The 22,770-nt window shown below is 64.7% G+C and carries 24 protein-coding genes and 1 pseudogene; 14 read left to right on the forward strand and 11 right to left on the reverse strand.

The annotated features are described in order from the left end of the window. Window positions 1-159: 159 nt before the first annotated feature. Window positions 160-669 carry a DUF1993 domain-containing protein gene (locus BraRD5C2_RS25325; protein WP_223972844.1) on the forward strand — a complete coding sequence of 170 codons (510 nt, stop codon included), beginning with the start codon at window positions 160-162 and terminating at the stop codon, window positions 667-669. A 3-nt stretch (window positions 670-672) separates the two neighbouring features. On the opposite strand, the gene BraRD5C2_RS25330 is transcribed toward BraRD5C2_RS25325, so the two are convergent. The 3 genes from BraRD5C2_RS25330 to BraRD5C2_RS25340 are packed head-to-tail and all read right to left on the reverse strand — an operon-like array spanning window position 673 to window position 3,939. Beyond that, the gene (locus BraRD5C2_RS25330) at window positions 673-2,136 is read right to left on the reverse strand and encodes a M20/M25/M40 family metallo-hydrolase (RefSeq protein ID WP_223972846.1); all 1,464 of its coding nucleotides are present in this window, start codon (window positions 2,134-2,136) and stop codon (window positions 673-675) included. 49 nt (window positions 2,137-2,185) lie between these two features. Continuing rightward, entirely contained in the window at window positions 2,186-3,385 is a 1,200-nt protein-coding gene (locus BraRD5C2_RS25335) for an MFS transporter (RefSeq protein WP_223972848.1), read from the reverse strand. Further along, window positions 3,382-3,939 (reverse strand): GNAT family N-acetyltransferase, encoded by a 558-nt coding sequence (locus BraRD5C2_RS25340; protein ID WP_223972850.1) that lies wholly within the window; start codon window positions 3,937-3,939, stop codon window positions 3,382-3,384. The genes BraRD5C2_RS25335 and BraRD5C2_RS25340 overlap by 4 nt, the downstream gene beginning before the upstream one ends. A gap of 99 nt (window positions 3,940-4,038) precedes the next feature. Between BraRD5C2_RS25340 and BraRD5C2_RS25345 the strand changes: the two genes are divergently transcribed. Continuing rightward, window positions 4,039-4,941, forward strand: a complete 903-nt coding sequence (locus BraRD5C2_RS25345) for a LysR family transcriptional regulator (RefSeq protein WP_223972852.1) — start codon at window positions 4,039-4,041, stop codon at window positions 4,939-4,941. A 34-nt stretch (window positions 4,942-4,975) separates the two neighbouring features. Here BraRD5C2_RS25345 and BraRD5C2_RS25350 read toward each other — a convergent pair whose 3' ends face one another. Continuing rightward, a complete protein-coding gene (locus tag BraRD5C2_RS25350) occupies window positions 4,976-5,773 on the reverse strand; it encodes a DUF899 domain-containing protein (RefSeq protein WP_223972854.1) in 798 nt (265 codons plus the stop codon). Window positions 5,774-5,994: 221 nt separating this feature from the next. Here BraRD5C2_RS25350 and BraRD5C2_RS25355 point away from each other — a divergent pair, with 221 nt between their 5' ends. From BraRD5C2_RS25355 to BraRD5C2_RS25370, 4 genes are all read left to right on the forward strand, one after another. After that, a complete protein-coding gene (locus BraRD5C2_RS25355) occupies window positions 5,995-6,501 on the forward strand; it encodes a MarR family winged helix-turn-helix transcriptional regulator (protein ID WP_223972856.1) in 507 nt (168 codons plus the stop codon). After that, a complete protein-coding gene (locus tag BraRD5C2_RS25360) occupies window positions 6,498-7,358 on the forward strand; it encodes a DMT family transporter (protein WP_223972858.1) in 861 nt (286 codons plus the stop codon). Before BraRD5C2_RS25355 ends, BraRD5C2_RS25360 begins: the two co-directional genes overlap by 4 nt. A 72-nt stretch (window positions 7,359-7,430) precedes the next feature. Then, entirely contained in the window at window positions 7,431-8,303 is an 873-nt protein-coding gene (locus BraRD5C2_RS25365; RefSeq protein ID WP_223972868.1) for a bifunctional helix-turn-helix transcriptional regulator/GNAT family N-acetyltransferase, read from the forward strand. A gap of 68 nt (window positions 8,304-8,371) precedes the next feature. Further along, window positions 8,372-8,869: a peptide deformylase gene (locus BraRD5C2_RS25370; RefSeq protein ID WP_223972870.1), complete on the forward strand. Its 498-nt coding sequence runs from the start codon at window positions 8,372-8,374 to the stop codon at window positions 8,867-8,869. A 7-nt stretch (window positions 8,870-8,876) separates the two neighbouring features. On the opposite strand, the gene BraRD5C2_RS25375 is transcribed toward BraRD5C2_RS25370, so the two are convergent. Together BraRD5C2_RS25375 and BraRD5C2_RS25380 are read right to left on the reverse strand one after the other, a co-directional pair. Next, complete coding sequence (locus BraRD5C2_RS25375; protein ID WP_223972872.1) at window positions 8,877-10,136, reverse strand: serine hydrolase domain-containing protein; 1,260 nt, start codon at window positions 10,134-10,136, stop codon at window positions 8,877-8,879. Between the two features lie 187 nt (window positions 10,137-10,323). Next, complete coding sequence (locus BraRD5C2_RS25380) at window positions 10,324-10,797, reverse strand: VOC family protein (protein ID WP_223972874.1); 474 nt, start codon at window positions 10,795-10,797, stop codon at window positions 10,324-10,326. A 276-nt stretch (window positions 10,798-11,073) separates the two neighbouring features. Between BraRD5C2_RS25380 and BraRD5C2_RS25385 the strand changes: the two genes are divergently transcribed. The 4 genes from BraRD5C2_RS25385 to BraRD5C2_RS25400 all read left to right on the forward strand — a co-directional run bounded on the left by BraRD5C2_RS25385 (window position 11,074) and on the right by BraRD5C2_RS25400 (window position 14,738). Next, window positions 11,074-11,727: a glutathione S-transferase family protein gene (locus tag BraRD5C2_RS25385; protein WP_223972876.1), complete on the forward strand. Its 654-nt coding sequence runs from the start codon at window positions 11,074-11,076 to the stop codon at window positions 11,725-11,727. Window positions 11,728-11,938: 211 nt separating this feature from the next. After that, entirely contained in the window at window positions 11,939-12,175 is a 237-nt protein-coding gene (locus tag BraRD5C2_RS25390) for a hypothetical protein (protein WP_223972878.1), read from the forward strand. A 782-nt stretch (window positions 12,176-12,957) separates the two neighbouring features. Then, on the forward strand, window positions 12,958-13,860 hold the full coding sequence (locus BraRD5C2_RS25395; protein ID WP_223972880.1) for a DUF4238 domain-containing protein: 903 nt from the start codon (window positions 12,958-12,960) through the stop codon (window positions 13,858-13,860). Between the two features lie 332 nt (window positions 13,861-14,192). After that, window positions 14,193-14,738 carry a hypothetical protein gene (locus tag BraRD5C2_RS25400; protein WP_223972882.1) on the forward strand — a complete coding sequence of 182 codons (546 nt, stop codon included), beginning with the start codon at window positions 14,193-14,195 and terminating at the stop codon, window positions 14,736-14,738. 6 nt (window positions 14,739-14,744) lie between these two features. Here the strand turns inward: BraRD5C2_RS25400 and BraRD5C2_RS25405 are convergent. Next, window positions 14,745-14,935 (reverse strand): annotated as a pseudogene (locus BraRD5C2_RS25405) (GMP synthase (glutamine-hydrolyzing)); the annotation flags it as partial. A 136-nt stretch (window positions 14,936-15,071) separates the two neighbouring features. On the opposite strand from BraRD5C2_RS25405, the gene BraRD5C2_RS25410 reads away from it, so the two are divergent. Then, on the forward strand, window positions 15,072-15,929 hold the full coding sequence (locus BraRD5C2_RS25410; RefSeq protein ID WP_223972885.1) for a DUF6602 domain-containing protein: 858 nt from the start codon (window positions 15,072-15,074) through the stop codon (window positions 15,927-15,929). A 46-nt stretch (window positions 15,930-15,975) separates the two neighbouring features. On the opposite strand, the gene guaA is transcribed toward BraRD5C2_RS25410, so the two are convergent. Beyond that, the gene (guaA, locus tag BraRD5C2_RS25415; RefSeq protein WP_223972887.1) at window positions 15,976-17,574 is read right to left on the reverse strand and encodes a glutamine-hydrolyzing GMP synthase; all 1,599 of its coding nucleotides are present in this window, start codon (window positions 17,572-17,574) and stop codon (window positions 15,976-15,978) included. Between the two features lie 136 nt (window positions 17,575-17,710). On the opposite strand from guaA, the gene BraRD5C2_RS25420 reads away from it, so the two are divergent. Both BraRD5C2_RS25420 and BraRD5C2_RS25425 read left to right on the forward strand, forming a co-directional pair. Next, window positions 17,711-18,082: a nuclear transport factor 2 family protein gene (locus BraRD5C2_RS25420; protein WP_223972889.1), complete on the forward strand. Its 372-nt coding sequence runs from the start codon at window positions 17,711-17,713 to the stop codon at window positions 18,080-18,082. Window positions 18,083-18,279: 197 nt separating this feature from the next. After that, complete coding sequence (locus BraRD5C2_RS25425; protein WP_223972891.1) at window positions 18,280-18,612, forward strand: DHCW motif cupin fold protein; 333 nt, start codon at window positions 18,280-18,282, stop codon at window positions 18,610-18,612. 144 nt (window positions 18,613-18,756) lie between these two features. Here the strand turns inward: BraRD5C2_RS25425 and BraRD5C2_RS25430 are convergent, their stop codons facing one another. Further along, window positions 18,757-19,209, reverse strand: coding sequence for a winged helix-turn-helix transcriptional regulator (locus tag BraRD5C2_RS25430; protein ID WP_223972893.1), 453 nt, complete (start codon window positions 19,207-19,209; stop codon window positions 18,757-18,759). 114 nt (window positions 19,210-19,323) lie between these two features. Between BraRD5C2_RS25430 and BraRD5C2_RS25435 the strand changes: the two genes are divergently transcribed. After that, window positions 19,324-20,604 carry an MFS transporter gene (locus BraRD5C2_RS25435; RefSeq protein WP_223972895.1) on the forward strand — a complete coding sequence of 427 codons (1,281 nt, stop codon included), beginning with the start codon at window positions 19,324-19,326 and terminating at the stop codon, window positions 20,602-20,604. A 100-nt stretch (window positions 20,605-20,704) separates the two neighbouring features. Here BraRD5C2_RS25435 and BraRD5C2_RS25440 read toward each other — a convergent pair whose 3' ends face one another. Both BraRD5C2_RS25440 and BraRD5C2_RS25445 read right to left on the reverse strand, forming a co-directional pair. Next, window positions 20,705-22,012: an RsmB/NOP family class I SAM-dependent RNA methyltransferase gene (locus BraRD5C2_RS25440; protein ID WP_223972897.1), complete on the reverse strand. Its 1,308-nt coding sequence runs from the start codon at window positions 22,010-22,012 to the stop codon at window positions 20,705-20,707. A gap of 22 nt (window positions 22,013-22,034) precedes the next feature. Then, the gene (locus BraRD5C2_RS25445) at window positions 22,035-22,457 is read right to left on the reverse strand and encodes an MAPEG family protein (protein WP_097672355.1); all 423 of its coding nucleotides are present in this window, start codon (window positions 22,455-22,457) and stop codon (window positions 22,035-22,037) included. Window positions 22,458-22,770: the final 313 nt, after the last annotated feature.

The following is a 22,770-nucleotide window of genomic DNA, read 5'->3' on the forward strand; positions in this document are numbered from 1 at the left end:
CGCCCTTCCCGGCGTCGCCGCCACGCTGCGTTACGACCACATCCTCACGCACTACTACGACGGCGATTGGGCGGTTGCGACCCGCCGCGGCATCGTGCCGGAGCTTCCGGTGACGAACTGGCTTGCCCCGCACCGGACATGACGAATTGGAGAGTGCCCATGACCGCACCATTATACGACGCCTCGGTTCCGGTGTTCCGGCAGATGCTCGACGCGCTTGCCGATCTGCTGCGCAAGGGCGAGACTCATGCCCGCGAACGCGGTCTCGATCCCGACGCCATGCTCGCGGCGCGGCTGGCGCCCGACATGCTGACGCTGGTCGGCCAGGTGCAACGGGCCAGCGACCATGCCAAGGGCGCTGCCGGGCGACTCGCCGGCCTCGAGCCGCCGCCCTTTGCAGACGACGAACAGAGCCTCGCCGAGGCCTACGCCCGGATCTCGCGAACGCTCGACTACATCGACACGATCCCGGTTCGGACCTTCGACCAAGCGGCGGAACGCGCGATCACCTTGCCGTTCGGCGCCCCGCCGATGCCGGCAGCGCGCTATCTGTACGGCTTCGCGCTGCCGAGCCTGTTCTTCCACGTCACGACCGCCTACGCCATCCTGCGCCATCGCGGCGTCCCGCTCGGCAAGCGTGACTTTCTCGGTAACTACCTCTCGAACTGAGCCCTATTTCTTCGCGACCTCACGAAGCGTGGTGTAGACCCACTCCGCCCCCTGCTTGATGGCTTCAACGCCGATCCTTTCGTCGTTGCCATGCATCCGGCTCAGGATGTCGTCGTCGAGCGGATAGGGATAAATGCCGTAGACGGGCACGTTGCGCTCGCGCCAGGCGATGGCGTCGGTCCCCGCTTCGAACATCGTCGGCACCAGGACGGCGTCCTTCCAGACCCGCTTCGCGTTGCGATCCAGCGCCGCGTAGAGCTCGGTATTGATGGGCGACGCCGGGATCTTGGAGCGCGTCAAGTAGGCGTCCCGCGCATCCTGTTGCGACAGCGACGATACGATGCTGACCTCGATGCCGGGATCGGCGATCGCACGCTTGATCTCCTCGATCATCTGATCCGTGGTGGTGCCCGGCAGCAGCCGCGTGTTCACGACCGCCTTGGCATCGCCGGGGATCACGTTGGGCTTGATGCCGGCGTCGATCATCGTGATCACCATGGTATCGCGCAGCAGCGCGTGCAGCAGCAAGCTGTCCTTGGGATTGTCGGCGACCAGCTTCTTTCCAGCTGCATCGAGATCGCCTTGGTCCTTCGCTACCAGTAGCTGCTTGATATCTGCTGCCGTCTGTTCCGAACTGATGGGAAGCAACGCCTTGAAATAGGCTTCGGTCGCCGGCACCAGCTTGACGGCCGGATCATGCACCGCGAGCTTGGCCAGCGCCGCGATCAGGCGGTCGTTGGCCATCGCACCCGCCGGGAACGGCCGTGAGGAATGACCGGAGGGACCGGTCGCCCTTAGCGCGAACGTCGCCGAGAGCTTCTCCGCCGTCGTGACATTGATCTGGCGCACGGTGCCGTCGCGCTCCTGCAACACATAGCCGCCTTCGTTCAGCGCGAACTCCGCGTCGATCTTGTCCCAATGGTTCTTCGCCAGCCACACCGTGCTGTACTGGCCCTGCTCCTCGTCGGCTTCGGCGAGGAAGATCACGTCGCGCGACAGCGGCGTCTTCTCCTCCGCGAGCCGCATCACCGCGCTGGCGAAGACGGCGAGCCCGCCCTTGAAGTCCATCGCGCCGCGCCCGTAGACGAAGCCGTCCTTCTCGACGCCGGCGAACGGCTCCACGGTCCATTTCTCGCGCTCGACCGGAACGACGTCGGCATGCGCGGCCAGCAGCACCGGTTTCCGCGAACCGTCGCCGCGCAGCCGCGCAATGAAGTGCGCAGCCTTGCCGTTCGGGGCGACGAAGATGTCCACCTCGACGCCGAGCGGCGCGAATTGCGACTTCAGATATTCGGCGAGCGCCCGCGTATCGCCGGGGCCATTCGAGGTGTCGAAAGAGATCAGTTTCTTGAGCAGCGCAACCGTGCGGTCGCCCGGCTGCTCGGCGCGCGCCTGTCCCGCTCCGGCAGAGGACAGCAACGCGGCAAGGGTCAACGCGACGACGCGGATCTTGGTCGACGGCACCATGTTCTTCTTTCTCCCTTATCTGGTTTTGCAACAGGATAACTTGCGCCGCTCACCTCAGCGAGTCCTTGGGCTCAAGAGTTCTGGGGAACATCACCTTCAGCATCGCGGCCGCGAGCAATGTCGTCACGGCAAGGCCGGTCGAGAGATAGAGTGCGCTGGCATTGCCGTACCGGTCGATGACGATTGCATAGACCAGCGGCGCCGCCGCGGGCAGGATAAAGCTCGGAACGATGAGCCGGCCGACCAGCGTGCCGTAGCTGCGATGATCGAACAGGATCAGCGGCAGCGTTCCCCTGGTGATGGTCAGAATGCCGTTGCAGGCTCCGTAGAGCAGCGCGAAGGCGATCGCCATCTCGTTCGACGTTCCGCTGAACAGGCCGGCGATGAACGACAGCGGCATGATCAGGCACGCCATCAGATTGAGCGCAAGCGGATCGAGCCGTGCACCGAACAGCACCTCGCAGAGCCGCGCAGCGGATTGCCCGATACCCCGAAGCGTTGCGATCCATACCGCCAGCGTGACGGTGAGCCCGAGCCCGGCGAGCACCGCGATCATATGCGCGGACATGCCGGCATTGAGGAAATTCGCGCCGGTCATGATCACGGCGTAGAGCGCGCCGGCCGCCGTAAGCTGCCGGCGGCTAACGGCGCGCGGTTGCTTGGATGCCGGTGCTGCGGAGTTCGGCACACCGGCAAACCGCTTGTTCGGGATCAGCAAGTGTAGCGGGACAGTCAGCAGTGTGAGACCGGCATAGACCAGCACTGCAATGCGCCAGCCGAACTGTTCTGAAAGCAAATGGCCGAGCGGCCAGAATACGGTGGCCGCCAACCCGCCAAGCAAGGTGATCCCGGACATCGCGCGGCGCGCCTCCGGTCCGCCGATCCGGGCCAGCGCCGCGAATGCTGCATCGTACAGCGTCAGCCGCATGCCGAGGCCAAGCACGATCCAGGACGCGAAGTAAGTCGAGATCTGGTGCGAAACCGCGAGACCGGCGCAGCCGAGCGCGTTGATCACCGCGCCTGCGACCATGACCTCCCGACCACCGCGACTGTCGACCCACCTCCCCGCAAGCGGTGACGCCACGCCCATCACCAGCAGTGCTGCGGCGAATCCGCCGTAGACGATGTCGCGCCCCCAGCCGAGATCCGCGGCGATCTGCTCGCCGAAGCCGCCGATCAGATAGTAGGTCGCGCCCCACGAGATCAGTTGAGCCAGCCCGAGCGCGGCCACGACGCGGCGAGCGATCACCGTGGCAGTTCCCTCTCCGCCGGAAGCGTGGAGGCGCCAAGCCCAAGCGGCCGCTGCATCAGCACGGTGTCGACCCATTGCCCGAGCTTGAAGCCGACCGACCGCAGCGTCCCGACCATCTCGAAGCCCATCCGCCGGTGCAGCGCGATCGATCCGGCGTTGCCGCTGTTGCCGATCACGGCCAGCATCTGCCGCCACGGCTCCGCTTCGGCGCGCACGATCAAGCCCTGAAGCAGCGCCACGCCGATACCGCGGCCGTGCAGCCCGTTGGACACGTAGACCGAGTCCTCGATGGTGTGGCGATAGGCCGGCCGCGGCCGGTACGCCGTCGCATAGCAATAGCCGGCCACCCGGCCATCAACTACAGCCACGAGATACGGCAGTCCCGCCACCACCACCGCGTTCCGGCGGCTGCGCATCTCGTCCACCGTCGGCGGCACCTCCTCGAAGGTCGCCAGTCCGTTGAGCACGTGATGGGCGTAGATGCCCTGCACGTCGGCCATATCGTCGTCCGCTGCGTCGCGCACCACGACGCCGTTGTTGCCTGTCGCCATTCCGTCACTCACCCGAGCCGTCAATATTGCCCGAGCATGCGCCTCGGCGCTATATAAGTGAAGCTTTGATTGGTTATGCGTAGCATAAGAGATGCTTTGATGAAGAACCTCAACCTCGACTATCTCGAAAGCTTCGCCGTCGTGATCGAGTGCGGCAGCTTCTCTGCTGCGGCCGAGCGGCTGCAGCTGACCCAGCCAGCGGTGAGCCTGCAGGTGCGTCAGCTTGAGAAGAGCCTCAATGCAACCCTGATCGAGCGGGTCGGACGACGCGCCAGGCCGACGGCCGCCGGCGTCGCCTTGCTCTCGCACGCGCAGCAGATCACCGCGGCGGTGACATCGGCGGTCGACGCCGTCGCACAGCAGACCACGGGAACAGCAGGCCGCGTGCGGCTCGGCACCGGCGCGACCGCCTGCATCTTCTTGCTGCCGCCGATCCTGAAGGAACTGCGGACCGCGCTGCCCTCGCTCGAAATCACGGTCACGACCGGCAACACCGTGGAGATCGCGCGAGCAGTCGAGGACAACACGATCGACATCGGGCTGGTGACGCTGCCGGTGTCGGGACGCAGTTTTGAGATCACCCCCGTCATGAACGACGAGTTCGTGCTGATCGCGCCGTACGACATGAAGCTGCCGGCACGGATCACGCCGGAGGTGCTGGCGATCCGGCCGGTTCTGTTGTTCGAGCCCGGCGGCAACACAAGGCGCACCGCCGACGAGTGGCTGGCGCGCGGCGGCGTGTCGCTGAAGCCGTTGATGTCGCTCGGCAGCGTCGAGGCGATCAAGGAGATGGTGCGCGCCGGCCTCGGCTGCGCGATCCTGCCCGGCATGGCGGTGCCGGCCAACACCAAGCAGCGCGACCTGATCGTCCGGTCGCTGTCGCCAAAGCTTTACCGCCGGCTCGCGGTCGTGATCCGCCGCGACAAGCGCCTCGATCGTGGCCTGCGCCAGACGCTGTCGGCGCTGAAGGCACTCGCGGCCGCGAAGGACAACGGCAGATAGGGAGGACGCCGCGCGTCCTCCCTGCTCCACCCCATCAAGTCGCCTTGCGTTCCTGCTCCGCGATCTTGCGGAACGCGGCCTCGCCGGCATCGGTCACGGCCGCCCACTTCGCGTTCGGCGCGGCCTCGGCCTCGTAATTGTCGTGCCAGTTCCACCATTTGTAGGTCGGGCCCTGCGGATAGCCCTTCGGTGAGTCCTCCCAGAGCTCCTGGCGGCCGAACGGCGTGATGTCGAGATAACTCCACACCGTGCCCATCGCTTCATCGCCGCGGCTGTTGACGAGATAGGTGCGGAAGATCCGCTCGCCGTCGCGGACGAACACGTTGTGGCCATGCCATTCAGCGACGCCGAAGTCGGCATCAAAGCTGTCTGTTATCGTGTACCACGGCATCTCCCACTCCATCCGCGCCTTCAGCCGCGCGATGTCGGCCTGCGGCGCGCGCGAAGCGTAAGCCAGCGTAGTGTCGCGCTGGTTCAGGTGCGAGAGATGGCCGACCTGATCGGCGCCGAGCGAGCAGCCGCGGCAGCCGTGATCCGGCCAGCCGAACACGCCGGGCTCGAAGAACGCGCGGTAGATGATCAGCTGCCGGCGGCCCTCGAACAGGTCGAGCAGGCTCGCCTTGCCGTTCGGCCCCTCGAAGACATAGGCCTTCTCGACCGCCATCCACGGCATTCGCCGCCGCTCGGCGGCAAGCGCGTCGCGCGCCCGCAGCTGCGCCTTTTCCTTCACCAGCATCTCCAGGCGCGCCGCCTCCCACGCCTCCCGCGACACCACCGGCGGCGTCTGCATTGCCGCCAGTCCGCCGCGATCGTTCTCAGCCGATTTGCTCATGATGATCTCCATCTTTCGAATTGGACGAACTCCGCGACCACGGCGCAGTTCCCGCGCCGAGGCCGTTCGTCATTGGCCATGCCCCAATCTGGCGCGACGGCGACGAATGGTGGGAGTGACAAGTGTGTCGGGATATTCGCGCATGCGCCTCCCACGGCTTCGACCTGCCTTCTCATTGCGCACTGCTTGCACTTTGCAATTATATGTGCGAGCCTCCGGCCATGAAACAAGCTGCTCCCGCCGCCGACGATGGCCTGAGGCTCAGCACTTGGCTGCCCTATCGCCTGTTCCTCGTCGCGGCGCAGGTCGCCCGCCCGCTCGAGAGTTTTTACAGCGAGACGTTCGGACTGAGCCAGGCCGGCTGGCGCATCCTCGCCGTGATCGCCGAGCGCGACGCGGCCAACGCCTCCGAGATCGGCCGTGCCTGCGCACTCGACCCGTTCGCGGTCAGCCGCGGCATCGGCCAGCTCGCAGAGCTCGGCTTCGCGGTACGGCGGCCGGGCAAGACCGATCGCCGCTTCGCCGCGGTCAGCATCACCCGCAGCGGTCGAACCGCCTTCAACCGGATCGCTGCATTGGGCAGCGCGATCGAGGCGCGACTGCTTGCGCGCCTCACCGAGAGCGAGCGGACAACACTCGATTCCGCGCTCACCCGGCTCGAGGGGGAAGGCGCACGGATCGACGCCGCCGGCTGGCGCGCGCTGCTCGACGACGCCGCAGCGCCATGACGGCCGCACTGTTTGCGCTGACCGCACTGCTGTGGGGCGGCGGAGCGCTGGCCACCGCGATGCAGGCCGGCGTCACGCCCGCGCCGTGGTCGGTCGCGCTGCGCATGGTGCTCGCGGGTCTCATCCTGCTCGGCTACGGCCGGCTGCGCGGCGTGCCGCTTGCGATCCCGCGCAAGCATCGGCCGGCCGTCGCGTTGCAGGGCCTGCTGTTCTTTGCCATTGCCTTCATCGGCTTCTATGAAGCGACCGCGCGGATGCCAAGCGGACTCGCGGCGCTGGTGCTGTCGACATCGTCGCTGTTCGCAGCGGTGATCGCGCGGGCCACGCTCGGCGTCCCGATCTCGTCGAGCTTCGTCTGGGGCGCGCTGTGCGGCATCCTTGGCCTTGCGATCATCTTCCTGCCCGGCGCCACCGAGCATGGCACCGCGCCGCTCGCGGGCCTTGCTTGGGCACTCACAGCGGCGATCGCGACCGGCGCCGGGACGACAGTCGGAGCACGCAACCAGCGTGCCGGACTGCCCGTCGTCTCCGTGCTGGCCTGGGGCGCATTCGTCGGCGCGGCGGCGAGCGCGCTCTGGGCCGTCGCGACCGGCACGCGCTTCGCGGCCGACATCTCGCCCTCCTACGTGGCGAGCTTTCTCTATCTCGCGGTCGCCGCGTCCTGCATTACCTTCATGCTCTATTTCGAGCTGGTGCGCCGGCTCGGTCCTGGCCGCGCCGCCTATACGCTGGCGCTGGTGCCGCTCGTTGCGCTGGTGCTGTCGGCGCTGTTCGAGCATCTCGTGCTGGGCTGGCCGGTGCTCGCCGGCGCCGCCGCGATCCTTGCCGGCAATGTGCTGGTGCTGGCGCGGGCGTAGATTCAGTTGGCCTGCCCAGGCGCGCAGCCATCACAATTGACGTCGCGACGATATCTGACTAAAGTCAGACATATGCTCGACCCTGTTTCCCGCGTCCGCCGCTTCAACCGTGCCGTCACCTCCGCGGTCGGCGCGCTCGACACCTCGTTCCTCGGCCGCGGCCGGCCGCTCGGCGCGGCGCGGGTGCTGAACGCAATCGGGCATAGCCGCGCCGATGTCGGCGAGATCAGGGATTATCTCGGGCTCGATTCCGGCCTGATGAGCCGGCTGTTGCGCAGCCTCGAGGACGAAGGGTTGATCGAAACGACCGCGCATGCCGACGATGCGCGCCGCCGCATCGCGAATCTGACGCCGGCGGGCAAGCGCGAGTTCAACGCCTATGAGGCGATCTCCAACCGGCAGGCCAAGGACTTCCTTAGCCATCACACCCAGCGCGAGGCGCTGCTGGCGGCAATGGATTTGATCGCCTCGGCGCTCGGGCGCGACGGCACGGCGCTGACCGAGATGGACCCGCGCAGCGACGAGGCGCGCTACTGCCTCGGCGAATATTACGCCGAGCTGGCGCGACGCTTCAAACAGGGTTTTGACGTCAAGCTGTCGCGCGATCCTGATGCCAAGGACATGGTGCGCCCGCGCGGCAGCTTCATCGTGGCGATGTCGGACGGCCTGCCGATCGGCTGCGTCGGGCTGAAGGGCAGCAGCAGTGAGTTCGCGGAGATCAAGCGGCTCTGGGTCGCACCAGCTGCGCGTGGCCTCGGCCTCGGCCGCCGCCTGATGGACGCCGCCGAAAATGCCGCGTGCGAGCTCGGCATCGCGGTGCTGCGGCTCGACACCAACAGCGCGCTGGCGGAAGCCGGCCAGCTCTACCGCCGAACCGGCTGGAGCGAGATCCCACGCTTCAACGACGACCCCTACCCTGATTTGTTCTTCGAGAAGCATCTCTGAGCGGACCGCCGCACGCGGCTCTGCATCCGCGTGTTGTCCGGTGTCGCGCACTGGCCTATGACGCTCCCATGACCATTCGCCCTATCGTCCGCTATCCCGATCCGCGGCTCGCGCTCCCGGCTAAGCCGGTGGGCCTGTTCGACGACGCGCTGCGCGAACTGGCGGCCGACCTGCTCGAGACCATGCATGCCGCCCCCGGCATCGGCATCACCGCGCCGCATATCGGTGTTCCCCTGCGCGTCGTGGTGCTCGAGCTCGACGCCAGTGAAGGGCCGCGGAGCTATGTCAATCCGGAGATCATCTGGGCCTCGCCCGAGATGATCCTCCACAAGGAAGGCAGCGTCTCGATGCCCGGCGTCAACGACGAGGTTGAGCGCCATGCGCGGGTCCGTATCCGCTATCAGGACAGCGACGGCAACATGCAGACCGAGGAATCGGACGGGCTCCGCGCGGTGTGCCATCAGCACGAGATCGATCAGCTCGATGGGGTGTTCTGGATCAGGCGCTTGTCCCGCTTGAAGCGGGAGCGCCTGATCAAGCGATATGAGAAGCTGTCGCGCGCGTGAGCCGACCCTACCCTCCCGCGATCAAATCCTTCGCCAGCGCCATGTAGGCTGGTAGCGTCACCGGGTCGTTGGCGGCATTGCCGGCGGCGTGATGCGAGGCGTAGCGCGCGATCACCATCTCGGCTTTGGGATCGATATAGATGCCTTGGCCGTGCACGCCGCGCGCCATGAAGGCGCCGTGCGCATTGTGCGTCACCCACCACTGATTGCGGTAGGACGCGCCGGGCAAGGTGGTGTAGCCGGCCGGCTTGAACTTTTCGGGATCGCCGCCGCGCGCGATGTCCTCGACAACCGTGGACGCCACGATCTGGCGGCCGTTGAAGCGGCCGTGATTGCGGATCGTCTCGCCGAAGCGGGCGAGATCGCGCAGCGTCGTGGAAAGTCCGCCGCCGCCGCTTTCGGTGCCGATGCGGTCGACGTGATAATGCGCATCCTCCTCCGCGCCCATCGGCGCCCAGATCTTCTCGGACAGCAGGTCCGACAAGGTCATGCCGCTGGCGCGCCTGATGATGAAGGCCAGCACATCGGTGTTGACGGTCTTGTAGGCAAAGGCCTTGCCGTGCTCGCCCTGCTTCTGCTGCGCGTAGAGGAAGTCGAAGATGTTGGTTGCGCCCTCATAGCCCGGCGGGATCGGCGCCATGCCGTTGGCGCGCCGCAGTCCCCACACGTCGGAATTCTTGTCGGTATAGACCTCGGTGTATTTCAACCCCGTCGTCATATCCATCACCTCGTGCACGCGCGCGTCGCCGAACGCGCTTGCCTTCAGCTCCGGCACATAGTCGATGACCGGTGCCTGCGGATCGATCTTGCCCTCGGCGACCAGCATGCCGGCGAGCACGCCGGTGAACGACTTCGTCACCGACATCGCGATATGCGGCTTGTGCGGTTTCAACGCGCCGAAATAGCGCTCGTAGATCAGCCTGCCCCGGTGCAGCACGGCGATGCCGTCGGCATAGCTCTCCTCGAGCATGCGCACAAAAGTCTGCGGGCGGCCGTCCATCGTCACCGACGCGGAGGCGCCGATGTCGTGATCTTCGCGCGGCAGCACCGACGCCGGCCCTGCCCCGCGCCAGACATTTACCGTCGGCACCAACTGGCGGATATTGCTCCAGGCCCAGCGCAACTCAGGGAAACTGCGGAACGAGCCGTTCTGGAAGGTGATGGTCTTGTCCTGCGGCGGTGGAAAGCCCTGCATCCAGCCGAGCGTCTCAGGATCGGACTCGGCGGCGGTGGGCGTTTGTTGCGTGGCGGCGGCTGCGACGGACATCAATTCTGGCTCCAGAGCTGCAATGCGAAATCCGTATCATGCGATGGCATGAGGGACATCCCGCGTTTGCGCCGGGGTGACCGTCGTCGCGTGCGCATGCCGATGCACGAATGGCTGTGCGGCCGCACAATTCGCTTGATCGGACACCTGACTGTCGCGCTCGGGCCAGATCATTCCAGCGCGCGGATTATCCGGCAGCCGCCCGCTCGATCGCCGCGATGTCGATGTTCCTCATCGTCATCATCGCTTCCATCGCGCGCTTGCCGGCGGCGCGATCGGCGCCGTTGACGAGCTCCAGCAACCGCCGCGGCGTGATCTGCCAGGTAAAACCCCAGCGATCCCGGCACCAGCCGCACGGCAATTCCTTGCCGCCATTGCCCGTGACCGCATTCCAATAGCGATCGGTCTCGTCCTGGCTATCGGTTAGCACCATGAAGCTGACCGCCTCGTTCGGCGTGAAGTTGGAGCCGCCGTTCAGCCCGACGAAGCGGCGGCCGAGCACGGTGAACTCGACCGTCAGCTCGTCGCCCTGCCCGATGCCCGGTATCGGCGAGATATGGCCCGCATCGACATGGCTGTCGGGAAACGTCGCGGCGTAGAACTCCGCCGCTGCGCGCGCCTGGCCCTGATCGAACCAAAGGCATGTGACGAGATCGGTCATTTGCAGTCTCCTGGTTTATGCGAAGGACGCTTGGCCGAGGCGCCAGCCGACAGCGGGGCAAACTAATTTTCGGGATCGTGCGTTCCGCTGGTCTTAGCGAGATGCGTCCGGTTGCCGCGACGGGAACCGAAAGCACGGGGTAGGATCACAGGTGCCCCCGGAAACGCCCCGCCCCCAGCCGCATCCGGGCTACGCTTGGTCAAGAGATTCCAGGATCGGCTGTCGGGGCGCGCGCCGCTCGTTCGTCCTCGGGACGCAAGGACATGGAGTGAAACGATGACCCCCACCATCACCGCCTTCGAACGGTCACCCGACGGCGGCAAGGGGCTGGCGCGCGATACGCGCGTTCGCTGGGCGCTGGAGGAAGTGGGCCAACCTTACGCGGTTCGTCTCGTTTCGTTCCAGGCGATGAAGCAGCCGGCACATCTGGCGCTGCATCCCTTCGGCCAGATTCCGACCTATCAGGAAGGTGATCTCGCGCTGTTCGAGACCGGATCGATCGTGCTCCATATCGCGGGGCGTCATGCGGGCCTGCTGCCCGGCGATGCCGATGCCCGCGCCCGTGCAATCAGCTGGATGTTTGCCGCGGTCAACACGGTGGAACCGCCGATCCTCGAACTCGTGACCGCGAGGATCGTGGAGAGCGACAAGCCGTGGACCAAGGAGCGCCTGCCCCTGGTCATGGATCGCATCCGCGACCGGGTGAAGCAGCTCTCCGCCCGCCTCGGCGATGCCGACTGGCTCGATGGCGCGTTCAGCGCGGGCGACCTGATGATGGTGTCGGTACTGCTCAGGCTGAGAGCATCGGGCATCCTCGACGAATTTCCGAACCTTTCCGCCTACGTCGCCCGCGGCGAAGCGCGGCCCGCGTACAAGAGGGCTTTTGACGCTCAGCTGGTAGTCAACGCGAGTAAGCACCCGACCGGGTGAGGTTTGCGACACGCGGGACAGGGCCCCGCGCAGTTGCTCAGCACCTCCACACCTCAATTGCAGTTCCGGCACACCGATCACGATCGCTTCAAACCCCTCACGCAGCGTTGAGCCAGCGTGAGCGAGGATTGCATTTAAGTTCACCGGCCCTGCACACATCTATCTGACGAGGCCAGACTCCTTGGCCCCTCAAGCAAAACGGAGAAACTCAATGACGAACGTCAACCTGTTGTCGGCTGCTTTCATCGCGGTTGCCATGATCGCGACACCGGCGATGGCGCGCGAAACGCACGCTGTGTCCAGGCATGTCGCCGAAGCCAATGCCGCTGCGCCGGCCGATCCCGTCTATGTCGACGGTCGCGCCTGCATCCCGGCGCCGCGCGTCGGCTCATTCGCGACTGCGCCCTGGACCGGCAGCAACGTTCCCTGCGAACCGGGTCCGTATTGATCGCGCTTGCTGCTCAGCTGACGCGAGCGCCCCGCCGCCAGGCTACAGCATTCACGTTTCAAACAGCATGAACGTCCGCGATCTCGCGACATGATCTGTCCGAGTCTTGCGTTTCGTTTCGCCCCTCGCTGCTAACAGAGGGCGCAGGGAAGACCGGGTGCCGATCGCACCCATGGGCCCCGAGCAATGGAGATAAGCTCGGGGGTCGGACCACAGGTGTAACCGGGAACATCCGGCCTTCCCTGCGCGATGGTTGTGCGGCTTACTTCGTGCTCTCCCCGGCGAGACCAGACTTTTTTGTCACCGCCCTCACACGCGCATCGCGCAATGCGAGAAGACACCTGCCACTAGGGCGTCAGGACCACACGACTTCACCGTCCGCCTCATGCGCACTCGTCAGTCGCGCACTCAGCGTCCACCGCATCCCACACCACGTTCGTGACGATCGCGATCCGCCCCTCGTGTCGGGTGAGACGGGCAGATTGAACATCTGAGTTGGGTCAAACACCAAGCGGAATATTTTCTTATCGCGAGATTGACAAGGTTTTGCTGAGTTGCCCGTCGGGGTGATTTGTCGCAGGTGGCGGAGGCGGATTTGAGTTGCGTCGGGGCACGGCTTCGGGCGGACACGATACGTATCATCGCATGACATAACAGCAGACGCGATCGCTTCCTGGAGCAGGACGCATGTCACCGCGGCGGACGAACCAGATTATCTGCAGTCGATCGGACACCCGCGTAGGAGTACCGGTCAAATTCGAGATGAAGGGAGTTTGATTCCTATGGGCGGTCCACGCGACCATCACGTCGTTCCACAATTTTTCCTGCGCAACTTCGCCACCGACGAGGCGCGCACGAAGGTCACGACACTTGCTAAGGAGGGCGCCGTCGCCGTGTGGATGGAGCGCTCGATCAAAGGCATCGGATACGAACGCGACTTCTACGTGCACATGCGGGGCAATCGCCCGATTTCGGTCGAGACGGACATCAACCGCGCGATCGAGACGCCGATCAGCAGGAGCGACACATGGGCCAAGATCGTCGCAAGGCGTGCGGCCGAACTCGACCTGACGGACCGGCCCATCCTCTATTCGCTCGTCAGACATCTCGAGGCCCGCACGCCCCACTATCTACACACGGGCGAGGAGCTTGCCGCCATGGCGGCCGATCCATCTTCCAAGATGGATTTCACTGACGAGGAGCGGGAGATGTATGCGAGCATTCGCGCGAACCCGGAATTTGGGAAGGCCATATTCAACGCGATGGCTCTGCACTCGTTTGCAGACGATTATGACCGTTCGCTGATTCAGGTGGCACGGTCGCCGATCCCCCTCCGCTCTTCCACCACGCCCGTGCTGCCCGCGCCGGCTCCTGTGCATGCGGCGATGGACTTACCGTTGCCGAGCATGGTGCCGTTCCAGCGCGTGCTGGCGGTCGACCCGCACACCCTTATCTCGGTCGTCGTGGGCGACTTCGGAGGAGCCTTTGTGAACGTGGAGATGCCGATCGATCTGGCCCACGGCTTCAATCGTAGCGTCGCGCTCCAGTTCGCGCAATTCGCAAAGTTCCGGCATATGATCTGCGGGCGGGACCGGCTCGTCGAGGACATGACGTGGGCTCCATTCGACCTCGCATTAGACACTCCGACGAAGATGGTCTTCAGACGGCGACCTTCGCCGGTTTGAGGTAGATCAGCATCACCACGCCCAACTCTACCGCAACGCTGGCGAGATCGCAGGGGCAGGTTAGCGAAGGGTAAGCCGCCATCTCGAGCGCGGCTCGGCGCGGAGATGCGGCGGATTACACATCCGGCGAATACACCCTGAAGATGTAGTAGTGCGGCCCCGTGAGCGAGGCAGCATAGGGGCAAGATGCCCCCCTTGATGCCCCGCGGACTCGAATTTCGCCAGTGCGATTGATTTTGTTCTGAGTCTCAACCAGGTCCTGATCTGGACGGGCCGCTCCTTGATAACTTAGATTGGGTTTTACCCCGCTCACGCAACACTTAGGTCAATGCATGATTGTCTGGACGCAAGAGGAAATAGCACAGCGTAGCACCGATCAAATTAAGATCATCCAAGAGAACGCAGCAAAGCAAGGTCGTAGCGACGTAGTTACCTTGTGCGCCAATGAACTCGAGGCTCGAAAGCCTGCGCGTGCAAAAGCAATTAAGGCAAGACCTTCGTCCAAGCAAAGACTGCGAGAGTATGTGAGCGAATTTCATTTCGTTTGCCCAAAGGAAACGGACGTAACGCAAAATGCGGATGGTTCAACCTGGACAGGGACTTGGGTCGTTGCTGAAGAAATCGTGGACGCGGCGCTGACCTATGGTTCAATCGTGGCGTTACACACGAGCAAAGCCGAACTATCCTACTTGCAAGGAGAAATAAGAGCCTGGCGGAGATCGCCAAGGCAAAGAAGATATGCCGACGGGCAAACCGTGAAGACGACGTCAGGCATCGATTTCCTGCTTACTCCAAACGACAATCCCGTTCCTTGGCACGGAGACGGAGCTGGCGAGAAAGGATATCGTTGGGCGGAGATTCCAAGCTCTGCTCCGTGATCTCCTCTACTCCCACTCAATCGTCCCCGGCGGTTTGCCAGTCACGTCGTACACCACTCGGTTCATGCCTTTCACCTCGTTGGTGATACGTGTCGTAGCCTCGCCTCGGTAAGGAACATGTCGAACTGATAGAAGTCCGCGGTCATGCCGTCGGTCGGGGTGGCGGCACGGAGGTCGACGACGTATTTGTAGGCGCGGCGGCAGCAGCGCGCCGCATAGTTCGAATGAACAGAGCGACATGCGTGAGAAGTCACGATAGGCTGACAAAATGGCCCGGGTTGTCGCTCGCTCATCCGGGGTTTCTCCGCGTGTGATATGGAGGCGAGAACGAAAATGGATGACGTCGCAAAAGGTTTACGCGTTCGGGAATTTTTTAAGATCGAAGCCAAAACGCTGCTTGACCGTTATCACACCATAGAAACATTGTTGCCGCACGCAGCCACGCGCGGCGCCGCACATCGCGGTGAGGAAGGTCGGCACATTGAATCTCTGCTTCGTTCATTCCTGAACAAGCATCTTCCTGCCAATCTGCGCGCAGTTTCGGGCTTCATTCTGTGCCCATCGACTAAGACGGGCGTACAGAACGTCAAGCGCGTGACAGAATTCCGTGACCGTCATAGTCGTCAGCTTGACGTGATAGTTTATGACTTAGATGCATATCCTGTTTTCGAGCGCTTTGAAGAATTTTGTATTGTTCCTCCAGAAGGAGTCGTTGGCATCATTTCCGTGAAGAAAAAGTTATACAATCGGGAAATTGAGTATGAGATTTCAGCACTTAAGGAGGCAGCCGATCTTTGCGGGCAACAGGATAGACGCGGCCCATTCACGGGCCTCTTTGCATTTTCGGCGGAGGAAAAGAGCGACGCGAAGCTCGGCCGCAAGATATTCGATCAGACCAAGAAAACGCATGGGGGGCACGCGTTCGATCCAATGATCAACGAAGCCTCGGTGATGGGCAGGATTTGCGTTTTCAAGAACAGGCCGGGATATGAAGGCGGACGAAGCGCCAGATACGTCGCCGTGGACTCCCGGGAAGAAATCCATATCCCATTGCAACGTCTCTTGCAGAGTCTGCTCTCCGTCTACTACGACGAGACTCGCGATTCCGGAAAACAGCGACCGGGTTTTGTATCCTTCCGAAGAGGTACGTTTGCAGATTCTCCGGAGCTCGGCATGGTCCCCTGCACCTGACCTGCTGTATCACAATAACAGCGATCCGTGTGCTGCGAAACTCTAACTACTCCCACTCGATCGTCCCCGGCGGCTTGCTCGTCACGTCGTACACCACCCGGTTCACGCCCTTCACCTCGTTGATGATGCGCGTCGCAGTCTCGCCTAAGAACTTCATGTCGAACTGGTAGAAGTCGGCGGTCATGCCATCGGTCGAGGTGACGGCGCGCAGGCCGACGACGTATTCGTAAGTTCTGCCGTCGCCCATCACGCCGACGGTCTTGACCGGCAGCAGCACCGCAAAAGCCTGCCAGATCGCGTCGTAGAGGCCATGCTTGCGGATCTGGTCGATATAGACCGCATCCGCGTTGCGCAGGATGTCGAGCTTTTCCCTCGTGATGTCGCCGGGGCAGCGGATCGCAAGGCCCGGGCCCGGGAACGGGTGGCGGCCGACGAAGACTTCGGGCAGGCCGAGCTCACGGCCGAGCACGCGCACCTCGTCCTTGAACAATTCACGCAGCGGCTCGACCAGCTTCATGTTCATGCGCGCCGGAAGGCCGCCGACATTATGGTGCGACTTGATGGTCACCGACGGGCCGCCGGTGAAGGAGACGCTCTCGATCACATCAGGATAGAGCGTGCCCTGCGCCAGGAATGCGGCGCCGCCGATCTTTTTCGCTTCCGCCTCGAACACGTCGATGAACAGCCGCCCGATGGTCTTGCGCTTCACCTCGGGGTCGGTGACGCCTTCGAGCTCGCCCAGAAACTCTTTCGACGCGTCCACATGGACCAGCGGGATGTTGTAGTGGTTGCGGAACAGGTCGACGACGGTTTTCGCCTCGTCGAGCCGCAGCAGGCCGTGATCGACGAACACGCAGGTGAGCTGGTCGCCGATCGCCTCGTGGATCAAGACCGCTGCGACGGCGGAATCGACGCCGCCGGACAGGCCGCAGATCACCTTGCCCTGGCCGATCTGGGCGCGGATCTTCTCGATCGCCTCCTCGCGGAAGGCGCGCATGGTCCAGTCACCGGTCAGGCCCGCGACCTTGCGCACGAAGTTGCGCAGCAGTTTTGCGCCATCGGGCGTGTGCACCACCTCGGGATGGAACATCAGGCCGTAGTACTTCCGCTTCTCATCCTGGATGATCGCGAACGGCGCGTTCGGCGAGGTGCCGGCGACCGAGAAGCCGGGCGGCATCTTGGTGATGCGGTCGCCATGGCTCATCCACACCTGGTGCTTTTCGCCGTGGCCCCAGACGCCGTCGAACAGCTGGCTGTCGGTCTTCACCTCGACATCGGCGCGGCCAAATTCGCGGTGGTGCCCGCCCTCGACCTCGCCGCCGAGCTGGGCGGCCAGGGTCATCTGGCCGTAGCAGATGCCGAGCACGGGAACGCCGGACTCGAAGATCAGCTGCGGGGCGCGCGGCGAGCCGGTTTCATGCACGGACTCAGGGCCGCCGGAGAGGATCACCGCCTTCGGCTTCATCTCCCTGAAGGCGGCCTCCGCCTTCTGGAACGGCACGATCTCGGAATAGACGCCCATCTCGCGGACGCGGCGGGCGATCAGTTGCGTCACCTGGCTGCCGAAATCGACAATCAGAATCTTGTCATGCGCCGAGGCCACGGTGGGCGTCGACGGTTCGCGGGCTGTGTGCTGGGCTGTCATGGCAAGCAGATACGCGACGGCGCCCGCCCCCGCAACCGGGCAGCGCGGGGCACCCACATTCTTCTTTGGGCATGGACAAATCGATATAGGTCAGTATTATTGACCTAATTTGGCCAGAACCAATGGGAGGAAACCAATGCCAGATTTTCACGAACCGTCCCGCCTCGCAGCGCTCGGCCGCGACTGGGTCGACGCCTGGAACGCGCGCGACCTCGAGCGCGTGCTGGCGATGTATTCGGAGGATACCGAGATGACCTCGGACCGGATCCCGCCACTCGGCTTCGGCGCCTCCGGCACCGTGCGCGGCAAGGCGCAGCTGCGGGCCTATTGGAGCGCTGCGCTGGCCAAGCTGCCCGAGCTGCACTTCGACCTGATCGACCTCTATGTCTCGCCCGACAGCGTCGTCGTGTTCTACCAGAATGAGCGCGGCAAGAAGATCTGCGAGTATCTGCGGCTCGACGCGGAGGGCAAGATCAGGCAGGGCTCGGCGAACCATCTGGTGGGTTGAGGCTGCGGCAACTCTACTCTCTCCCGTCACCCTGAGGAGGTCGCGAAGCGACCGTCTCGAAGGGCGACAGCCCGGCTCCAACCATCCTTCGAGGCCCGTCGAGCGCTGCTCGCGCACCGCTCGACGGGCACCTCAGGATGACGCCAGTATTTGTGGATGCAGAGGCGCAGAATGAGCAGAATATCAGGATCACCCAGATGAAAATCCCGACCCTGCCCTTCACCGTCACCGACTGGAGCAACGTCGAACCTTCAGTGCATCCCGGCGAAACCGGGCAAGCGCTGTGGCGCACGCTCAATATCGGCGAGCTCAGGGTGCGGATGGTCGAATATTCGCCGGGCTATCTCGCCGATCACTGGTGCGATCGCGGCCATGTGCTCTTTGTCGTTGCGGGCGAGCTCGACACCGAGCTGCGCGACGGCCGCAAATTCACGCTGAAGCCGGGCATGAGCTACCAGGTCTCCGATTTCGGCGACGCCGCGCACCGTTCGTCGACGGCGACGGGTGCGACGCTGTTTATCGTGGATTGAAGCGATACCTCCACTCTCTCCCGTCACCCTGAGGTGCGAGCGGAGCGAGCCTCGAAGGGCGACAGCCCGGCTCCATCCCCATCCTTCGAGGCTCGCTACGCTCGCACCTCAGGATGACGTCAGTGTTTGCGGCCGCTTGGACGCTCACCGTCTCCGCACCGCAACTTTCTTCACCTTGGTATCCGCCCAGCCCAGCGGCTTGCCGCTCTTCGACGGCAACACCAGCTGCCCGACGGCCTGCCCGGCTTGATCGAGCAGCACCGAATGCGGCTCGCCCCGCGCATAAAGATGCGCCTCGCCCCATTGCCTCAAGGAGACCACGATCGGGAACAGGTCGTGTCCCCGCTTCGTCAGCGCATATTCGAGGTAGGCGCTGCCGTCGGAGGCTGCGACCTGCTCGAGCACGCCGGTTTCGACCAGCTTGCGCAGCCGCGCCGTCAGCATGCCCTTGGCGATGCCGAGATTCTTCTGGAAGTCGCCGAACCGGCGCAGGCCGTCGAACGCGTCGCGCACGATCAACAGCGACCACCAGTCGCCGATCGCATCCAGCGCGCGGGCCACTGGGCATTCCGCCTTTGCGAATCCGATCCGCTGCATCGCGTTCCACCTTCCTCGATCACGATTCCGAACTGGTCTTAAAATAGGACTAGACAGGCCGCGGCGCAACTGGTCTCATTATAAGACCAGATTGCGAATTGCAGCGGAGGCAAGATGACGAACCAGACCATGACGGAGGCCGGGCCGGCCACGGGCGATGACAAGACGGGCGACAAGCCCCGCGACACCAAGTCAGGCGCGCTATCGCCCGCGATCGTGCTGCTGTTTGCGGTCGCCTGCGGGCTCAGCGTCGCCAACATCTATTCCGCCCAGCCGCTGCTCGACACCATGGCGCAGGATCTCGGCATCACCCCCGCCGCGATCGGCATCGTGGTGACGCTGACCCAGGTCGGCCTCGCCTTCGGCCTGATGCTGATCGTGCCGCTCGGCGATCTCTGGGACCGCCGCAAGCTGATCGTCGGCCAGATCATGCTGTCCGCGGTCGCGCTCGTCGTGGTCGGCACCGCGCCGAACGCGGTCGTGCTGTTCTGTGGAATGGCGCTGGTCGGGCTGCTCGCCGTCGTCATCCAGGTGATCGTCGCCTTTGCCGCGACATCGGCCGCGCCGGCCGAGCGCGGGCAGACCATCGGCACCATTCAAAGCGGCGTCGTGTCGGGCATCCTGCTGGCTCGATTTGCGTCGGGCACGCTGGCCGATATCGGCGGATGGCGCATGGTCTACCTGACCTCGGCCGTGCTGATGCTCGCGATGGCCGCACTGCTCGCCTATGTGCTGCCGCGGCAGCCGCCGCGGGCGCTGACCGGATCATCCTATGCAAAGCTGCTGCGCTCGACGGCCGCGCTGTTCGCCGAGGAGCCGGTGCTGCGCGAACGCGCCGTGTTCGCATTGCTGATTTTTGCGAGCTTCAGCGCGTTCTGGAGCTCGGTCGTGCTGCCGCTTGCCGCGCCGCCGCTGTCGCTGTCGCACACCGCGATCGGCATGCTCGGCATTGCCGGCCTCGCCGGCGCACTGGCGGCGCGCAATTCGGGCCGCCTCGCCGATCGCGGCTGGGGCCAGCGCACCACCGGATTGTCGCTGCTGCTGATGCTCGCCGGCTGGGCGCCGATCGCCTGCCTGCATGCGTCGCTGTGGCTGGTGCTCGCCGGCGTCGTGATGATCGACTTCGCGGTGCAGGCCGTCCACGTCACCAACCAGAGCCTGATCGTAGCTGCCCGCCCCGAAGCGTCGAGCCGCCTGATCGGCGTCTACATGGTGTTCTATTCGGTCGGCAGCGGGCTCGGCGCGATCGCTTCGACGATGGCCTATGCCGCCGCCGGCTGGCTCGGCGTCTGCGCGCTGGGCGCGGCGATCAGCGCCATCGCGCTGCTGTACTGGGTCATCGTGGTGAGCAAGACGCCGGTGCCACAGAGCGTTTGCACTGTCCCGTCACCCTGAGGAGCGCGCTCTTGCGCGCGTCTCGAAGGGCGACGGCCCGCGTCCATCCCCATCCTTCGAGGCCCACCGAGCGCTGCTAACGCACCGCTCGGCGTGCACCTCAGGATGACGCCCGGCGCTTGAGGATGCTGACGAAGAACCCGTCCGTGCCGGTGCGGCGCGGCGTCATCAGCAGGCCCTCCGGCGACAGCAGCGCGGCCTCTGCAAACGCCTCGGCCTTGTCCCACAGCACCGATGCGGTCTGCTCCGGCGGTTGCACGGAAAACTCCGGGTGCCGCGCGATGAACGCCTTGACCTGATCGCCGTTCTCCTCGGCCAGCACCGAGCAGGTGATGTAGGCGATGCGGCCGCCGGACTTGACCAGCGGCGCGGCGCGCGCCAGCACCTCGGCCTGATCCTTCAGCCGCACCTCGAGTGCGCCGGGGCGCATCCGCCATTTGGCGTCGGGATTGCGACGCCAGGTGCCGGTGCCGGTGCACGGCGCGTCGATCAGCACGAGATCGGCGGACGCCCTGATGTCGGACAACACTTCCTCCTCGCCGCGCGGCGTGCGCACATCGCAATTGTGCACGCCGGCGCGCGACAGCCGCTCATGGATCGGCACGAGCTGGCGCTTGTCGCTGTCGGTCGCGATCAGCCGGCCCTTGCCTTCCATCATCGCGGCCACCGCCAGCGTCTTGCCGCCGGCGCCGGCGCAGAGGTCGATCACCTGCTCGCCGGGCTTGGCCGCCGAGAACAGCGCGGCGAGCTGCGAGCCCTCGTCCTGGACTTCGATGGCGCCCTTGATGAAATCCTCCTCGGCATGGATGCCGGGATTGCGCGCATCGGCGCCGAGATCGATGCGCAGGCCGAGCGGCGACCACGGCGTTTCCTTCACACCCAGATACGACAGGCGCGGCAGGACCTTCTCGCGCTTGCCGCGCAGCGTGTTGACGCGCAGATCGAGCGGCGCGCGGCTCGCCATCGCAGTTGCCTCGGCAGAACGGTCGTCGCCGAACACCCTTGCCAGATACGGATCGAGCCAGTCCGGATAGTCGCCCGCGACATGTGCCGGCGCATCCGCAAGCGAGCGCGAGGCCAATGCGGCCTCCTCGGCCGCGGTCAGCGGTTCCGGCGCGAACCGGCCGCCGTCGCACAGCGCCGAGATCGTCGGGATGTCCATACCGCGCTCGAGCTTGAGCATGCCGAGCACCCGCGACCGGGCGCTGGCATCGTCCATCAGCCAGGCCGCGGAAGATTGCCGGCGCAGCACGTCCCAGATCAGGCCGGAGATCGCGGCGCGATCGCCGGAACCGGCATAGCGATGCGCGGTGCCCCATTCCTTCAGCGCTTTGGCCGCGGGAATGCGCTGTGCGTCGATGGTGGCGATCAGCTCGATCGCGGCGGAGAGCCGGGCAGCGGGGGTCATCGAACTCTTTCGGTTGGGCGCGTCAAATCAGCAGCAGGAGCTTGAGCGCGAAATACAGCCACATCGCCGCCAGCACCAGTACGCCGGCGAACCAGGCGAGCGAGCGCGGCCGCACGTCGTTGGAGGTGACGAATACCCCGGCATGGGCAAACCGCGTCACCACGAACACCCAGGACATCAGCACGATGAACAGATCGGCACGGCGCAGCGGCAGCGCAATGGCGATCAGGACATAGAACAGCACCGGCAGCTCGAACTGGTTGGCGAAGCAATTGCCGAGCTGAGTGGCGCGCTCCGGCCAGTTCGGCTGGCGCAGCGCGATATCGGCCATCTTGGTCTCACCGCTCGCCAGCGTCCGCGTGCGCAGCGTGGCCATCCCAAACAGAAGCGCGAAGGTGAGCCCAATCTGGATGAAGACCGGTAACAGAACCATTTGAACTGACATCAAGAATCTCCCTTAAGCCGGGCGTCCGGCCGCCCTCTTAGCCGCCGCGGCCGCGCAACACAATGAAGCTTGCCAATAACGCCCCTGGGTAACCCGTTGAACCATGATCCGAGCCCGGGTGACCAACTCCCAGGAATAATGACGGTTTCAGTTCCCCACGGATGACGCGATGAGCATCATCACCCCGATCCTGGACGGCGCGGCTTTGGCGGCCGCGAGCCTCGGCAATCTCCTCACCTCCCTGCTGAAGGCGATCGACCCCGGTATCGGCTGGGTCGACGACGCCGCGGGTGGCGGGGTCGGCATGGGGCTG

Origin of the sequence: Bradyrhizobium sp. RD5-C2, from assembly GCF_019972155.1 — a bacterium.
Taxonomy (GTDB): domain Bacteria; phylum Pseudomonadota; class Alphaproteobacteria; order Rhizobiales; family Xanthobacteraceae; genus Bradyrhizobium.

Coding starts and splice junctions, on each gene's coding strand:
- BraRD5C2_RS25370 (WP_223972870.1), top strand. CDS start 8,372: ATGACCATTCGCCCTATCGTCCGCTATCCCGATCCGCGGCTCGCGCTC.
- BraRD5C2_RS25330 (WP_223972846.1), bottom strand. CDS start 2,136: ATGGTGCCGTCGACCAAGATCCGCGTCGTCGCGTTGACCCTTGCCGCG.
- BraRD5C2_RS25380 (WP_223972874.1), bottom strand. CDS start 10,797: ATGACCGATCTCGTCACATGCCTTTGGTTCGATCAGGGCCAGGCGCGC.
- guaA (WP_223972887.1), bottom strand. CDS start 17,574: ATGACAGCCCAGCACACAGCCCGCGAACCGTCGACGCCCACCGTGGCC.
- BraRD5C2_RS25400 (WP_223972882.1), top strand. CDS start 14,193: ATGATTGTCTGGACGCAAGAGGAAATAGCACAGCGTAGCACCGATCAA.
- BraRD5C2_RS25390 (WP_223972878.1), top strand. CDS start 11,939: ATGACGAACGTCAACCTGTTGTCGGCTGCTTTCATCGCGGTTGCCATG.
- BraRD5C2_RS25325 (WP_223972844.1), top strand. CDS start 160: ATGACCGCACCATTATACGACGCCTCGGTTCCGGTGTTCCGGCAGATG.
- BraRD5C2_RS25425 (WP_223972891.1), top strand. CDS start 18,280: ATGAAAATCCCGACCCTGCCCTTCACCGTCACCGACTGGAGCAACGTC.
- BraRD5C2_RS25430 (WP_223972893.1), bottom strand. CDS start 19,209: ATGCAGCGGATCGGATTCGCAAAGGCGGAATGCCCAGTGGCCCGCGCG.
- BraRD5C2_RS25410 (WP_223972885.1), top strand. CDS start 15,072: ATGGATGACGTCGCAAAAGGTTTACGCGTTCGGGAATTTTTTAAGATC.
- BraRD5C2_RS25365 (WP_223972868.1), top strand. CDS start 7,431: ATGCTCGACCCTGTTTCCCGCGTCCGCCGCTTCAACCGTGCCGTCACC.
- BraRD5C2_RS25440 (WP_223972897.1), bottom strand. CDS start 22,012: ATGACCCCCGCTGCCCGGCTCTCCGCCGCGATCGAGCTGATCGCCACC.
- BraRD5C2_RS25395 (WP_223972880.1), top strand. CDS start 12,958: ATGGGCGGTCCACGCGACCATCACGTCGTTCCACAATTTTTCCTGCGC.
- BraRD5C2_RS25385 (WP_223972876.1), top strand. CDS start 11,074: ATGACCCCCACCATCACCGCCTTCGAACGGTCACCCGACGGCGGCAAG.
- BraRD5C2_RS25350 (WP_223972854.1), bottom strand. CDS start 5,773: ATGAGCAAATCGGCTGAGAACGATCGCGGCGGACTGGCGGCAATGCAG.
- BraRD5C2_RS25345 (WP_223972852.1), top strand. CDS start 4,039: ATGAAGAACCTCAACCTCGACTATCTCGAAAGCTTCGCCGTCGTGATC.
- BraRD5C2_RS25445 (WP_097672355.1), bottom strand. CDS start 22,457: ATGTCAGTTCAAATGGTTCTGTTACCGGTCTTCATCCAGATTGGGCTC.
- BraRD5C2_RS25375 (WP_223972872.1), bottom strand. CDS start 10,136: ATGTCCGTCGCAGCCGCCGCCACGCAACAAACGCCCACCGCCGCCGAG.
- BraRD5C2_RS25355 (WP_223972856.1), top strand. CDS start 5,995: ATGAAACAAGCTGCTCCCGCCGCCGACGATGGCCTGAGGCTCAGCACT.
- BraRD5C2_RS25340 (WP_223972850.1), bottom strand. CDS start 3,939: ATGGCGACAGGCAACAACGGCGTCGTGGTGCGCGACGCAGCGGACGAC.
- BraRD5C2_RS25420 (WP_223972889.1), top strand. CDS start 17,711: ATGCCAGATTTTCACGAACCGTCCCGCCTCGCAGCGCTCGGCCGCGAC.
- BraRD5C2_RS25435 (WP_223972895.1), top strand. CDS start 19,324: ATGACGAACCAGACCATGACGGAGGCCGGGCCGGCCACGGGCGATGAC.
- BraRD5C2_RS25360 (WP_223972858.1), top strand. CDS start 6,498: ATGACGGCCGCACTGTTTGCGCTGACCGCACTGCTGTGGGGCGGCGGA.